The sequence below is a fragment of the Clostridium thermobutyricum DSM 4928 genome, from assembly GCF_002050515.1.
GTDB lineage: Bacteria > Bacillota > Clostridia > Clostridiales > Clostridiaceae > Clostridium > Clostridium thermobutyricum.
Genome location: NZ_LTAY01000081.1, coordinates 1 through 14709, shown reverse-complemented (window position 1 = coordinate 14709; position 14709 = coordinate 1). Strand labels below are relative to the sequence as shown.

The 14709-nt window shown below is 22.8% G+C and carries 17 protein-coding genes; 15 read left to right on the top strand and 2 right to left on the bottom strand.

The window, feature by feature from the left end; translation table 11 throughout:
- Positions 1 to 39: 39 nt before the first annotated feature.
- The 4 genes from CLTHE_RS13585 (at position 40) to CLTHE_RS13570 (ending at position 1877) form a co-directional block, all read left to right on the top strand.
- On the top strand, positions 40 to 234 hold the full coding sequence (locus CLTHE_RS13585) for a hypothetical protein (protein ID WP_002598158.1): 195 nt from the start codon (positions 40 to 42) through the stop codon (positions 232 to 234).
- Between the two features lie 200 nt (positions 235 to 434).
- Positions 435 to 860 carry a flavodoxin gene (locus CLTHE_RS13580; protein WP_040413654.1) on the top strand — a complete coding sequence of 142 codons (426 nt, stop codon included), beginning with the start codon at positions 435 to 437 and terminating at the stop codon, positions 858 to 860.
- A 20-nt stretch (positions 861 to 880) separates the two neighbouring features.
- The gene (locus CLTHE_RS13575; protein ID WP_080023928.1) at positions 881 to 1516 is read left to right on the top strand and encodes a DUF3793 family protein; all 636 of its coding nucleotides are present in this window, start codon (positions 881 to 883) and stop codon (positions 1514 to 1516) included.
- Between the two features lie 169 nt (positions 1517 to 1685).
- A complete protein-coding gene (locus tag CLTHE_RS13570; protein WP_080023927.1) occupies positions 1686 to 1877 on the top strand; it encodes a hypothetical protein in 192 nt (63 codons plus the stop codon).
- A gap of 112 nt (positions 1878 to 1989) precedes the next feature.
- Here the strand turns inward: CLTHE_RS13570 and CLTHE_RS13565 are convergent, their stop codons facing one another.
- Both CLTHE_RS13565 and CLTHE_RS13560 read right to left on the bottom strand, forming a co-directional pair.
- Positions 1990 to 2376 carry a single-stranded DNA-binding protein gene (locus tag CLTHE_RS13565; protein ID WP_002598154.1) on the bottom strand — a complete coding sequence of 129 codons (387 nt, stop codon included), beginning with the start codon at positions 2374 to 2376 and terminating at the stop codon, positions 1990 to 1992.
- A 63-nt stretch (positions 2377 to 2439) separates the two neighbouring features.
- Complete coding sequence (locus tag CLTHE_RS13560; RefSeq protein ID WP_080023926.1) at positions 2440 to 3951, bottom strand: bifunctional metallophosphatase/5'-nucleotidase; 1512 nt, start codon at positions 3949 to 3951, stop codon at positions 2440 to 2442.
- Positions 3952 to 4265: 314 nt separating this feature from the next.
- On the opposite strand from CLTHE_RS13560, the gene CLTHE_RS13555 reads away from it, so the two are divergent.
- From CLTHE_RS13555 to CLTHE_RS13515, 11 genes are all read left to right on the top strand, one after another.
- On the top strand, positions 4266 to 5630 hold the full coding sequence (locus CLTHE_RS13555) for a peptide MFS transporter (protein WP_002598153.1): 1365 nt from the start codon (positions 4266 to 4268) through the stop codon (positions 5628 to 5630).
- A gap of 187 nt (positions 5631 to 5817) precedes the next feature.
- Positions 5818 to 6228, top strand: a complete 411-nt coding sequence (locus CLTHE_RS13550; RefSeq protein WP_080023925.1) for a hypothetical protein — start codon at positions 5818 to 5820, stop codon at positions 6226 to 6228.
- Positions 6229 to 6308: 80 nt separating this feature from the next.
- Positions 6309 to 7148, top strand: a complete 840-nt coding sequence (locus tag CLTHE_RS13545; RefSeq protein ID WP_158082743.1) for a pyridoxamine kinase — start codon at positions 6309 to 6311, stop codon at positions 7146 to 7148.
- Between the two features lie 81 nt (positions 7149 to 7229).
- Positions 7230 to 7406 carry a hypothetical protein gene (locus CLTHE_RS16805; protein WP_158082742.1) on the top strand — a complete coding sequence of 59 codons (177 nt, stop codon included), beginning with the start codon at positions 7230 to 7232 and terminating at the stop codon, positions 7404 to 7406.
- A gap of 87 nt (positions 7407 to 7493) precedes the next feature.
- The gene (locus CLTHE_RS13540; RefSeq protein ID WP_158082741.1) at positions 7494 to 8195 is read left to right on the top strand and encodes a nuclease-related domain-containing protein; all 702 of its coding nucleotides are present in this window, start codon (positions 7494 to 7496) and stop codon (positions 8193 to 8195) included.
- Positions 8196 to 8324: 129 nt separating this feature from the next.
- Positions 8325 to 8531, top strand: a complete 207-nt coding sequence (locus CLTHE_RS13535) for a hypothetical protein (protein ID WP_080023922.1) — start codon at positions 8325 to 8327, stop codon at positions 8529 to 8531.
- 204 nt (positions 8532 to 8735) lie between these two features.
- The gene (locus tag CLTHE_RS16800) at positions 8736 to 8876 is read left to right on the top strand and encodes a hypothetical protein (protein ID WP_158082740.1); all 141 of its coding nucleotides are present in this window, start codon (positions 8736 to 8738) and stop codon (positions 8874 to 8876) included.
- A 178-nt stretch (positions 8877 to 9054) separates the two neighbouring features.
- A complete protein-coding gene (locus CLTHE_RS13530) occupies positions 9055 to 10236 on the top strand; it encodes a hypothetical protein (protein ID WP_080023921.1) in 1182 nt (393 codons plus the stop codon).
- Between the two features lie 294 nt (positions 10237 to 10530).
- Positions 10531 to 12426, top strand: a complete 1896-nt coding sequence (locus tag CLTHE_RS13525; protein WP_080023920.1) for a glycosyltransferase family 2 protein — start codon at positions 10531 to 10533, stop codon at positions 12424 to 12426.
- Positions 12427 to 12651: 225 nt separating this feature from the next.
- Entirely contained in the window at positions 12652 to 13659 is a 1008-nt protein-coding gene (locus tag CLTHE_RS13520) for an alpha/beta hydrolase (RefSeq protein WP_080023919.1), read from the top strand.
- Positions 13660 to 13763: 104 nt separating this feature from the next.
- Positions 13764 to 14709 (top strand): SPL family radical SAM protein (locus CLTHE_RS13515; RefSeq protein WP_080023918.1); only part of this gene is annotated, 946 nt, incomplete at its 3' end.

Here is a 14709-nt window from a genome sequence, read left to right as displayed (position 1 = left end):
TGAAAGTCATAAAATAGTAATTGATTGGGGGCAGTGGCTGTGAGTAAAAAGTTAATAGTATTAATAATTTTAATTTTATTTATAGTTGTAGGAAGTATTACTTATAAAACAATCAATGATGATAAATATAAAGCATATCAAAACAATAATAGCGTAAGCTCCAAAAAAACTATTGAAGCAGTAACAAAAGAAATTAACTTGGAAAATTCAAAAAATTTTAATGTAGCAAAATAATGAGAATTTTACCAATAGCTATGTACATAATTTTATTTTCAAAGAGTTTAAAATGAAGATAAGAGTTATTTAAGGAAGATAAGCCTTAAATAACTCTTATTTTTTTATTTAAAAATTAAGAATAAAAAAATATTGACAGCAGAAAAGAAAAATAATATATTATAAATATAAATGATAATCAGTATCAATAAGGAGATGGAATTATGAAAGTAAATATAATTTATTGGACAGGAACAGGTAATACAGAAGAAATGGCAAATCTTTTAGCTAAAGGAGTAAAAGAAGCAGGAGCAGAATTAACAATAAAAACTGTAGGAGAAAGTTCAAAAGAAGATATAACAAATTGTGATTTAGTAATGCTTGGTTCACCAGCAATGGGATCAGAAGTTATAGAAGAAATGGAAATGGAACCTTTTGTTGAAGAAATAAAAGAAGTAGTTAGTGGAAAAGATATGATTCTTTTTGGTTCTTATGGCTGGGGAACTGGAGAATGGATGGAACTTTGGGAAGAAAGAATGGAAGGTTATGGAGCTAATTTAGTTAAAAATGGAGTTATAACAAATGAGTTTCCAGAGGGAGAAGAAAGAGAAAAGTTAATTGAAATAGGAAAAAGTGTAGTTAAATAAATTGTTAGGAGGAGTTATTGATGAGTAAAAAAATATTAGATTTTTATAAAAAAATAGGTGGGATGGATACAAAAGAGAGCTTAGAAAAATATTTGTTGTTTACATTATCACCAGTGATAGGTGGGTTAAAACCATCCTCAACAATAACTCTTTCTTATGATAAAAAAGAGTATTCTATATGGAGTAACTATAAAAAAGAATTTTTAGAAATATTAAAGTTAAAAGAGATTGTACTTAGAAAAGGGACAAAAGCAGAAATAATTTTAATATATAATGAAGAAAATTTATTAAACTGTATAAATAAAAAAGATAATAGGGAATTTCTTAATAAATTAGGATATGATTTAACGTTAACTTTAGAGGAAAATTTAGATATTTTAGTTTATAGATATGAAAAATATCATTGTCCACATGAATTAGGAGTATTTTTAGGAATTCCTATAGAAGATGTTATAGACTTTATGGAATGTTCAGATAAAAAATGTTTAATGTGTGGGTATTGGAAGGTATTTAATAATTATAATAATGCTAAAGATATTTTTAATAAGTATGATATATCAAAAAACATTATGATAAAAAGTATTGAAGAAAATAAAGCATTATTAAATATAGTAGATATGTTTAATAAGAACATTAAATTTAGTATAAAGCTTTAAGGATAGACAAAAGTCTATCTTTTTTTATTTGAGCAGATAAAAGTTTAAAAGGGTAATAATTACATATTTTATTTGTTAAAATATTTTGGATATAATTGTTTAAATAATATAATAAATGTTAAAATATATTTATTGAGCAAAGATGAATTTATAAGAGGAGTGATTAATAGTGTATATTGGAGGAATATTAGGATATTTAGTAGGTTTAGCTTTTATAGGATGGATTTTATATAATATATGTTATCTTATTCCTGAAAGACAAAGAAAAATACAAGATAAAATGAGTTTACATTTTCAAGAAATTAATATAAAACTTGATATATTAGAAGAGTTAATTAAGGAAAAAAATAATAAAGAATAATAAAGAAAGGAATTGTCTTTTAAGATAAAGACAATTCCTTTTTATATAATTGACTGAATGGATATGTTATAAGGGGATATAACTATGGGGGGTTCAGTCAAATATAGCAATATTAAAATGGTAGATTATCACTTGAAATAAGTTCTAAATCTTCATCACGTTTTAATATGACTTCATCATTATTTTTTCTTCTTGAAGAATTAATAAATTCAAAGCCTTCTGCGAGAACAGTTGTGTTATATTCTGTAATATTTTTTTGTTCATTTACATATGGGTTACGTTCAAGTTTTCCAAATATACCTATGTTACTTCCTTTTTTAGTGAATTCACATATAGCTTCTGCATTTTTGTTGAAAATAACAAAAGGAATAAAGTAAGTTGTATCTTTGATTCTATCATTTACTGCTAATGTACCTTTTGTATAAGGGGTACCTTTTTCTTTAGAGTATTTTAATTCTAAATCATTTGTTAAACGACCTGTTAATATAACTTTATTCAAAAAATCAACTCCTTAATGCTGTTCTCATTAAAGAGTATTGACAAGTTTTAAAATGTTATACAATTAATATTTGATTTTTATCCATTTTTTCTTATTTACTTTTACATTTTTATATTTTCTAAAATAAGCTATAAGTATTTCGGGCATTTCAATTTGGATTTCTTTTAAAACTTTACATTCTTTAAAAAATTTATATCCAGAAACTCCGCTAGCTCTATAATTATTCATAACTAAAGAAAATGTATCTGTATTTTTAATTTCTTTTTCTTTATATTTAAATGAAGAAACTCTTTCAGCACCTGTTTTATTTAAATCAAAAGTATATTCTATATTTGAAAAATAATCATAATTGTAATGTGCAACTTTTGGTTTTAGAAAATTTTCAGAAATAGATATATTTCCATTTTCTAATTTAAAATACTCAGAAGATCTGATAAGAGCTTTTTTTAATATTTCTCCTGTAACTTCTAAAACTACAAGAGTATTAGGATAAATATATGTAGAAACTATATCTCTAATAGTAACTTCTTTATTAAATCCTTTAATTGAGTTTGCAAAAGACGTACAAGATATATCTGCTTTTGAAATCTCCAATTGTACATCATTTACAAAGTTAGCTAAATAACTTCCTTCTATAGCCATTTCTAAATGAGATTTTGGGATAAGTGGAATATCTAAAAATCCAACTGGCGTATCAAGCCATATTTGAACATCTTTTTCTAATGGAAGAAGTTTTTCTAAACATTCATTATTAGGATTAATTTTAGGAGTTATTAGCTTTGAAGTTATATATTTTTTATTTTTAGCTATATCTACATTAATAAGAGCGTATTTTTTAGCATTATTTGAAGGTTGAACTATATGAGTATTAAAAAGTTCTTTATTTTCAATTTCCATGTGTTGATGTCCTGTTAAAATAAGATCAAATTTAAGCTCTTTGCATATTTTATAGGCTATATTTTCAGTTGTTTTACTTAATGATTTTCCTGTATCTATATCATTTTCAAATCCACCATGATAGACAAGTATTAATAAATCAACTTTATCTTTTAATAAATCATGATATTTTTTGCAAGTTTCAAAAGAGTTTAATATATCTATATTTATAAGATTCTGAGGATTTTCCCAAATTGGAATAAATTCTGTAGTTAAACCTATTAAACCTACCTTTAAACCATTTTCTAAAGTTTTTATTGAATAAGGTTTTATAGGAAGTTTGTCTTGTTTATCTAAAACATTAGAACATATACATTCACAATTTAATCCATTTAAATATTTTTCTAAATAAGAATAACCATAATTAAAATCGTGGTTTCCAAGGGTAATAAAATCATATTTACCAATATTCATAACTAAGCTTAAAGGATGATCTTTAAATTTTTTATTAGATAAAAATGTTATAAAAGGTGAACCTTGTATAGTATCACCACCATCTATTATTAATGTGTTAGGATCTTTTTTAAATTCATTTATTATGTTTAATAATCCAATATTTTTTAAATTGTTATCTTTATAATCAGTTGGATATATGAATCCATGTGTATCAGAAGTAAAATAAATTTTTATATTTTTCATAAAAAACACCTCAGATAAAGTATATCAAAAAAATATATTTTAATTAATAAAACTAAAATCTAAAATAAAGAATATTCTGAAAATTAAAATGATTGAAAGATATTGTTAAAAAAATTGTATAAAAAACAAAATATAATATTGAATTGTGAATAAAAGGTTGGCTAAATTTCAAAATGCATAATTTTTTTAGGGTAATTTGAATAAATTTTTGAACTATGTTATAATTTTATTAAAGTATTAAACAAAAACAGAGAAAAATTTAAAAATGTTAAATAAAATGAACAAATGACGAAAGAATTTTAGGGGGAGTATACATGGAAAAAACAGATGTTATTAGAAATAATACAAAAATGAAACATCCGCCGGGGCTATATCTTTTATTTTTTACAGAAATGTGGGAAAGATTTAGTTATTATGGAATGAGATCTTTATTGATTTTATATTTGACAACTAGCTTTGTGCAAGGTGGACTTGGGTTTTCTGTCAGCACAGGAGCTATGATATATGGATTATATACAGGATTCACATATTTTACTCCAATAATTGGAGGATTCTTAGCAGATAGATTTTTAGGGCAAAAGCTAGCTATAGTAGTCGGTGGAGCAATAATGGTTGTTGGAAATTTAGTTTTATTTGGAATTCCTGGACACATTGGATTATTCTTAGGTCTAGCACTTTTAATAATAGGAAATGGATTCTTTAAACCAAATATATCAACAGTTGTTGGACAACTTTATCCTGAAGGAGATAAAAGAAAAGATTCAGCTTTTACAATATTCTATATGGGTATCAATGTAGGTTCTTTAATAGCTCCAATTATTTGTGGATTATTAGCTGAAAATATTTTTGCAGAGAAAGTAAATGGAGCAATAGTTCAATATGGATTTAAATATGGATTCTTAGCTGCTGCTATAGGAATGATACTTGGACAAATTATCTTTGTAATTTTCTCACCTAAATATTTAGGACATATAGAAAATAAAAAAGTAGAAAAGAAAGAAAAAGTAGTAGAGAAGAAACCTTTAACAAAACAAGAGAAAAGAAGAACAATTTCAATATTTATACTTGCAGCATTTGTTATATTCTTCTGGGCTGGATTTGAACAAGCAGGAAGTTCACTTACAATGTTTGCTGAAAAATTAACTAATAGAAATGTATTAGGAATGACAATTCCAGTTTCATGGTTACAATCACTTAACCCAGTATTTGTACTTATACTTTCACCAATATTTGCGAAAATTTGGTTTAAGCTTGCAAATAGAGAAAAAGGTGATTTAAAAGTTCCAGTAAAAATGGCAATAGGTATGATAGTATTAGGTATTGGATTCTTAGTAATGGTATTTGCTACAATTTCAGTTGGAAATACAGAAAATCCAGTAGCTAAAGCTAGTATGTGGTGGCTTGTAATAACTTATTTCTTTAATACTACTGGAGAACTTTGTCTTTCACCAATTGGGTTATCAATGGTAACAAAAATAGCTCCAGCAAAACTTGCATCACTTTTAATGGGAATTTGGCTTGCAAGTACAGGAGTTGCTAATATATTAGGTGGATTTATAGCATCTAACTTAGAATCATTTGGAGCAAAAGATATATTCTTAATGATTTCAATAGTATGTATAGTTTTAGGAGGAGTATTACTTCTTCTAAGTAATAAAATTTCAAAAATGATGGAATAAAATAAAGTTAAAAAGGCAGATTTTAAAATCTGTCTTTTTTTTTTATTTTAGGAAAAAGTTTTTTATATTAAAATTTCTTAACTGTAATTATAAAAAAGTTATAGTAAAATAAATACATAAAAGGGCTAGATAACAAAATTAAAATTTGAAAATATTATAATTAATAATGAAAATTATGGGGGAGAATATGTATTATGAAGAAAAAACATATAAAAGTTTTATACTAATATTAGTTTTAACTTTTATAGTGGCTATAGGAGCTATATTTATAATAAGAAATTTAGAAATAGAAGAATATATAGCTATAAAAATAATGTTTTTGATAATTACAAATTCGCTATTAATAATATCTAATATAATTTATAAAAAGGAAAGATTGTATTGGATAAATAAGTATACTTATGAGAATGTAAAAAGTATGAGTAAAGAAGAAAGAAAACAGATAGCTAAAAAATTTTATAATAAATTTAAGTTTTTTTGTTTAATATTAGTTATTTATTGTATAATTGGGTTATTTATAAAAACTCATATATTTTTAGATGTATTAGTTTATATAACATGTTTAGTTATTGGAGCAGCAATATCAACTTATAATTAAAATAAAAGGCACTTTAATTTTAAAGTGCCTTTTTATATAAAATGATATAATTAAATATATGTAAAAAGGAGTGATAAATTTTGAAAAAACCAGTTAAAAGAGCACTTATAATACATAGCCTTTGTGCAGTAGGAAAGGCATCCTTAACTAATATACTTCCAGTTCTTAGTATTTTAGGAGTAGAAGGATGTCCAATTCCATCAACTATTCTTTCAAGCCATACTGGAGGATTTAAAGAAATAGAAAAAGTTGAAATAGGTTCATTTATAGAAAAAAGTATAAATAGCATAGAACATAATGAGATAAATATGGATTTGGCGCTTATAGGATATTTAGGAGATATTAAAAATTTAGAGTTTATAAAAAATTATATAAGAAAAAATTTTGAAAAAGAAAAAATAGTGTTAGACCCTATTTTAGGAGATAACAATAAATTATATAAAGGGTTTTCAGAAGAACATGTTCAAAATATGAGAGATTTAATTAAAGGCTGTTTTCTTATAACTCCAAATCTTACAGAGGCATTGTATTTAACAGGCAGAGATGTAAGTTTGGCTAAAAATATGAATGATGATTTAATTAGAGATATTTGTATAGATTTAAGAGAACTTGGAGCAAAGAATATTATAATAACATCAGTTACTACTAAAAAAGATAAAGTTGGAGTTTGTATATTTGAGGAAGGAAAACTCTATACAGCTTATTCAGATAAGGTAGAAAAATCTTATCCAGGAACAGGAGATATATTTACATCAATAGTTTCTGGAGAAGTTTTAAAAGGAAAAAGCATTTATGAAAGCGTAAAAATTGCAATGGACTTTTTATATGAAACTATAAAATATAGCAGTAATTTTAATTATGATACTAAAGAAGGCGTTTTACTAGAAGATAATTTATATAAATTAATAGAAAAAAGATAAAATTAGAGCCTTATTAGAAATTACTAATAAGGTTTTAATTTTTTGTGATAAAATAATATAAAAAACAAAGGAAAGAATGACATGAAAATTGATAAAAAATTTATGTTAATAATAGTAGCTCTTATATTATTAATATCTGCTAAAATTATAATTGTTAAAAAAACTAAGAATATAAATCAAAATAATCAAACTCCAGCACAGAAAAGTGCAACTCTTTATCCAACAGAGAAAGACGCACAAGAACATAGTTATAACTAATATATACATAGCTAATTAGAATACTTTTATTTTTCTATGGGAATACTTTTAAAACAAGAGTGTTTAAGAAATAAAAGGAGAAGCTATATGGCTATAATAGAGAAGAGAGAGGTTACTTTAGAAAAAGACTTAAAAGGAGTATATTTTAAAAATTTTATATTATTTGTAGTTACTATAATATTTTTAGAAATATATATTCCTTTATCAATATGTAGTTTTATTTTTTTAGTGATTGGTCTTAATTTTCAGAGAAGAAAAACAGAAAAGTTTGCTTTTAAAAAAGAATATTATGAAAAAGATATATTTTCTCAATTGAATGATGGATATCATGTTTTTAATGATATAGTTATTGAAATAAAGGGGAAGAGAACTAAACTAGGAACTATAATTGTAGGAAATAACGGAGTTTTTATAATTGAAATTAAAAATGTAAAGGGAAATATTATTGGAAGTATAAGTGATAATAATCTTATTGTTGAGAGAAATATAGCAGGTTTAAATTATTATAGAAATATATATAATCCATATAAGAAAGTACAAAAACATGCTGATATATTTAATAGATATTTAAAAATGAATAATATAAGATGTCATGTAATTGGATTAGTATTTTTTAATAATGATGATTTAATATTTGAAAAAAATATTGTAAATATAGATAATTCCAAAGGTTTAATTTTTGATAATTCTATTGAACTTTTAAGAAAAATAAAATTAGTAAATTTAAATTATACTGAAGAAGAAAAAAAAGAAATTATTAGTGCTATAAATATTTCAAAATACTTATAAATAGAGTCAATTTTTAGAATAAATATGTTATAATAAATAGAAAATTATTATTTATTAATATATAGAATTTTATTAGAGTTATTCAAAGCTATTATTACATTTTATATGTAAATTTTAGGAGGAATTATTGTGAGATATAAACCAATGACAATGGAACAATATAAGGGATATTGTATTATAAATGTTATTTTAGGAATCTTAACTATAATAGGATGTTTTATTTCTAGAATAGTCTTTGATATGCAATTTTCTATGTTGGTTCAAGTTATAATTACAGTGATATTTTTAATATTAAATTTCTTTTTAAGTTTCAAGATGAATAAATACAGATTATAGAATAAATACATATTCTAAATAATAAAATATATATAAGTAGTTTAAATAAGACGGTATAATTTATCGTCTTATTTTTATAGTAAATATAATAAAATTTATATAAAAAAGGTTTAATAGATTATTTTAAATAAATAATCTATAGTTTATAATAAAATTAACAATATTTATAATATTTAGAAGATTTAAAAGGGTAAGGGTGAGATTATGGAGGCTGTTATTGAATTTGTACCTGTTGTATTAACATTACTATTGGGAGTAGTAATTGGAGCAGGAATAGGAATTACTATTAGAAATTTTTCTAATAAAAAAAATAAAAATAATAAAAAAATCAGAATTAAAAAATAAAAATTTTAAAATTAAAAATAAAACATTATGGTTTAAATTCTATAATGTTTTATTTTTTTTATAATTATTAAGAAGGATTTTGTGAATATTTGTAAATGATTTTTGTTTATTATATAATCCAATTAATAAGGGTATTTATTAAATAAAGAAGGGGATTTATTTAGAGAGGGGAATATTAATGAAAAAAAATATTTATAAGATAGTTGGGGTTATTTTATTTATTTTTATTGGAAATTACTTTTTAAAAAGTATTGTAAATATAAATTTTTCTCCAAAAAATCCAAGTGGAAAATTAGTATATTCATATAAAGAAAATGAATTTAGTGATATTAAAAAAGTTAATTATATAGATAACGAACTTTATTTTACTCAAAAAGTTTTTGAGGTTACTAAAAATATGAATATTAAAGATGAAATTATTTTAAATGATGAAAATACATATGGTCGTGCGGTGAAAATAGGAAATAAATATTATGGTATTAATTATGATAGAAAAGATGACTTAAATTTTAAAGAGATAAATGTAAAATTAAATAAAGATAATTCTTTAGAAGAAGTTAAAAATGATAAATATGATTTTTCAAATAATGAGATAATTAAATTTTATGAAAATAAAGATTTTATGAAGGAAAAAAACATATTAAATGAAGAAGAATACAAAAATTTAAGTGAAAAAATTGAAAAAGAAGTTAGTAAATTAAAAGATAACTTAAATTCAGAGTATATAATAAAAGAGATTAAAAATATTATGTGTTCTAATAAAACAGAATTTTTAGTTGTTTTAGGGAATTATAATAATGAAAATAAGTTAGGTATATATGATTCAAAAAATAATAAGTTTTATGTAGAAGACACTTATTCAAATTATTTAATTAACGATATATTTAAATTTGATAATTATATATTTAGTATAACTAATGAAGGAGAAATAATAAAACTATATAAAGAAAATGAAAATATTAAAATAGATAAAGTTTCAAATGGACTAAAGAATGGTAAGTTATTAGGAGTAAAAGATAATTATATTTATATTAGAAATAATTATAAATTAGTTGGATTTAATATAGAAAAGAATGAATTAAAAACTATTTTTAAGGATAGTTCAACCGATATGAATAGATATGGAATAGACAATCTTAGTAACTTTTATGATGGATATATAGTATTTAAAGTAAAAAGAAAATATATGATTGGGAAATTAGAAGAGGATAAGATAGTTAGATTAGTTGATAATGTGGAAATCTCAGATACTTCAACAAGTTATATTACTTATAGTAATGGACATTGTATTATTTTAAATATTAATTTAGATAGTGAGGGAATTCCGAAAACTAGAATAGATGTGTATAACTTATATTAAAGTAAAGAACTCAAAATATTATAATTATTTTGAGTTCTAATTTTTATATAAAAAATATATTAGTAATTAAGAGTAATATATTTAATAGTTTAACAAAGAGAAATAAAAAAATTTAAAATTAAAGACTAGAAAATATACATTGTTAATTAAATTTTAATAATATTAAAAAAATAAATAGTTTTTATATTATCAATAAGAAAAAAATGAATAAATACATTAAATGTTAAAAAAATAAAGGCTTTATATGGTGATATAATTTACTTAATAATTGTTAAATAAAAAGGAGATTAGTGGATGACTACTATAGGGGAAATATATTTAATAAGTTCAATATCAATAATTTTTATAGCTTATTTACTATATTTAAAGTTTAAATCAGTAAGATTTATCATTATATTGTTAGGATTAATTTCATCTTTAGTATACATTGTCTGGAGATTTACTGTAATTCCTACCTTTGGTTTATCATTAGTTATGGGGATTCTTTTAGTGGTAGCAGAACTTATTGGAATTATACAATTTTTTGATTTTGAATATTTTTCTACAAGGAAATATAAATTAGAAAAGAAAGTATTAATAAATCCTACATCTAAATGTGTTCCATCTATAGATATATTAATTTGTACTTATAATGAACCAGTAGATTTATTAAAAAAAACAATTATAGGTGCAATAAAGCTTAACTATAATAAAGAAAAGCTTAATGTATATGTTTGTGATGATGGTAGACGAGATGAGGTAAAAAAATTATGTGAAGAGTATTCTGTAAATTATATAACTAGAGATACAAATGAAGGCGCAAAAGCTGGAAATATAAATAATGCTTTAAAATATATAAAAAGTGAATTTGTTTCAATATTAGACGCAGATATGATTGCAAAACATAATTTTTTAAAAGAGACAATGCAATACTTTTTAGATGATGATAATTTAGCATTTGTACAAGTTCCTCAAAGTTATTATAATGCTGATATGTATCAATATAATATGATTACTAATATTCCAAATGAGCAAGATATGTTTATGAGAGATATTCAGGAAGCGAGAGCTTCATTAAATGCTGTGTTACATGTAGGAACTAATGCAATATTTAGAAGAAAACATTTAGATTCTGTAGGAGGATTTCCTACATTTTCTATAACTGAAGATATGGCTCTTGGGATGAAGCTTCAATCTAAGGGATATAATTCTATATTAGTAAATGAACCATTAGTATTAGGATTAAGTGCAACAACTCTTGAAGAGACTATAAAACAAAGAAAGAGATGGGCTAGAGGAAACCTTCAAGTTTTTAAAAGGAATAATCCATTATTTATGAAGGGGTTAAAATTAAGTCAAAAAATTGCATATATAGATGGACTTATTTATTGGTTTTCAAGTTTGCAGAAAATTATTTATATAATAGCGCCAATTGCTTATCTTTTATTTGGTATATTATCAATAAGGGCAAGCTTATGGGAATTGTTACCTTATTATATTCCGTTTTTAGTATCGCAAATGATAGTATTTAAAGTATTATCACCAGGAACAAGAAATTTAAAATGGTCACATTTTTATGAAACTGTTATGGCACCAAGTATCAGTGCATCAATTCTTTCAGAACTTTTTTCTTTAAAAGCAGTTGGATTTAAAGTCACATCAAAAGATATAACAAATGAAAAAGCATATTTTCAGCTTAGAGTTATATTACCACATATAATTTTACTTATAGGAACAGTTGTATCTTGGTTTATTTGTGGGTATTTGATAAAATTTGGAAAAATTCTTCCGAGCTATGTTATATTAAATATAATTTGGAGTATATATAATGCAGTTGGTATTATTGTTGCTATAAAAGTAGCTTATCAAAAGCCTATGTTTAGAAGCAGTGAAAGAATAGAGATAAGAGATAATTTTATAACTAAATTATATGTTAATGAAAAAGAATATAATATTAAAGTACACGATATTTCAGATAAAGGATTAGGCCTTAAAATGATAGACTACATAAATATAAATCCTAATGATAAAATAAAAATAAAAATAAATGATTTATATATAAAATGTAAATTAGCAAGAAAAAATAAAACATTTATTGGTATACAGTTTGAAGAATTAAATAAAGAAGAAACTATTGAAATAATCAATTTATATATAGAAAATTTAAAACCATTTTATGATTTAAAACGTGATTTAAATAATTTTATATAAGAACAAGAAGAAAATAATCACAGTCATCATAACTGAGAAATAATTAAAAAACATCCTAAAGAATAATAAGTTCTTTAGGGTGTTTTTTTACTAGAAAATAAATAATAAATTTGTAATATTTACAAAAAAAGTTTATTTGATAATATGATATAATTTTATTATATTATTGATTAAATAACTAATTAATGAGCATAATTAATAAGAAAAAATAAGTGGAGAGGTTTGATGAAAAAGGTTTTAAAAATAATAGGTATAATTTTACTTGGAGTATTAATAGCAATTGGAATAGTTTTATATCATTTTAGAGGTCAAATTAAATTTTATATAAATGCAGCACAAGAATATTCTGCTTTAAAAAATAATTTAGAATCAGTGGAAGTAACTAAAGATTTAAATATGAGTAAAGATATGGATTATAAAGATATTGAATATAAAAAATCAAATGGAAAAGCTGTAACTTTAGATATTTATGAAGCTAAAAAGAAATTAAAAGGTGGTTCACCTGTTATACTTTATGTTCACGGTGGATCTTGGATTTATGGTAATAGTCAAATTCCAGAATTAATGGAACCTCTTTTAAATGTATTCAGAAATGAAGGATATGCAATAATAAGTGTAAATTATAGACTTACTACAAATGAAATAGATTTTTATAAACAAGTATCTGATGTTAAAGATGCAATAAGATGGGTATATAAAAATAAAGATAAATATGATTTTAATACAAATGAAATAGGATTAGTTGGTGCTTCAGCAGGAGCTCATTTATCACTTTTGGCAGCTTATTCTGGAAATAATGAGTTTAAAGATGATAAAGCTTTAGATAATTATTCATCAAAAGTTAAATGGGTTGTAGATTTGTTTGGTCCTACAAATTTAAATAGCTTAAATATGAGCATTGCAACAGGTCAGCTTGAGACAGCTGTAAAAAATAGAGAAAATAGCTTAAGAGGAAAACAAAGTATAGAAAATTATATGAAAGAATATAGTCCTATAAATTATGTAAAACCTGATCTTCCACCAACGCTTATAATTCATGGAACAAATGACAAAATGGTTCCATATAAAGATTCTTTAGAGTTATATGAAAAAAGCAAAAAGGATGGAAATAACGTAGAATTATTAACTCTTGATAATGGAGGACATGATTTTTCTAATATAAATAAAAAACAGATATTGGATTTAGGAGTAAAGTTTATAAACTTTATAATATTTAATACAAATTTAAATTAGTAAAAAGCAGTCTTTTTAGGCTGTTTTTTTTATTATATAAATTAAGTATTAATTACAAATACTAAATTATAAGGATATATAATTCTAAATTAGGAGAGGATATTATGAAGGAATTTATTCCAACTAAAATATTTTATGAAGAGTCTATAAAAAAATATGAGTTAGGAAGAGAACTTTTAAAAAAATATAGTTTTATTGAAAAAGAATCAATAGAAGCTCATCATAAACTTAATATAGATAAAGATATTAGTGAGTTTAATAATATAAAAAGAACTTTAACTATTGGAGTTAGAAAAAGTATTATTTTAAGAAAAGATAATAAAAGTTCAGATTTCATAGTTCCATTTACTTCATCTGGATGTTCTGCTAGATGCTTATATTGCTATCTTGTACATAATTTTAAACTAAATTCAAATTTAAGAATTTTTGTTAATAGAGATGATATGATGAATAAAATAATAAAAAATATAAATAAGATAAATAAAGATGCGGTTTATGAAATAGGATGTAATTCAGATATGATTTTAGAAAATTCTATTACTGGTAATTTAAAATGGGCTATTGAAGAATTTAGTTTACTAAAAAATGCAAAACTAACTTTTGCTACAAAGTTTAATATGGTTGATGACCTATTAAATATAAACCATAATGGAAATACAAAGATAAGAATTTCTGTAAATCCAGAAGAGATAATAAGAAAGGTTGAGTTTAATACATGTAATTTAGAAGAAAGAATAGAAGCAGCAAATAAGATGTTTAGAGCTGGATATGAAGTAGGATTAAATATTGCACCAATAATAATAGTTGAAAATTTTGAATATATATATGAAAAAATGTTTATTAAACTTTATGAATTATTAGATGAAAAATTAAAAAATAATTTATTTATAGAAGTTATATTTATGACTTATAGTATGGAAAATTTAAATATAAATAAGGTTAACATGAAAAATTCAGTTAATCTTTTTATAGATAATAAATTTTATGAGAAAAGTAAGGGAAAATATACATATAAATATTTATATAGAAATGAAGCAGAAAAAATAATAA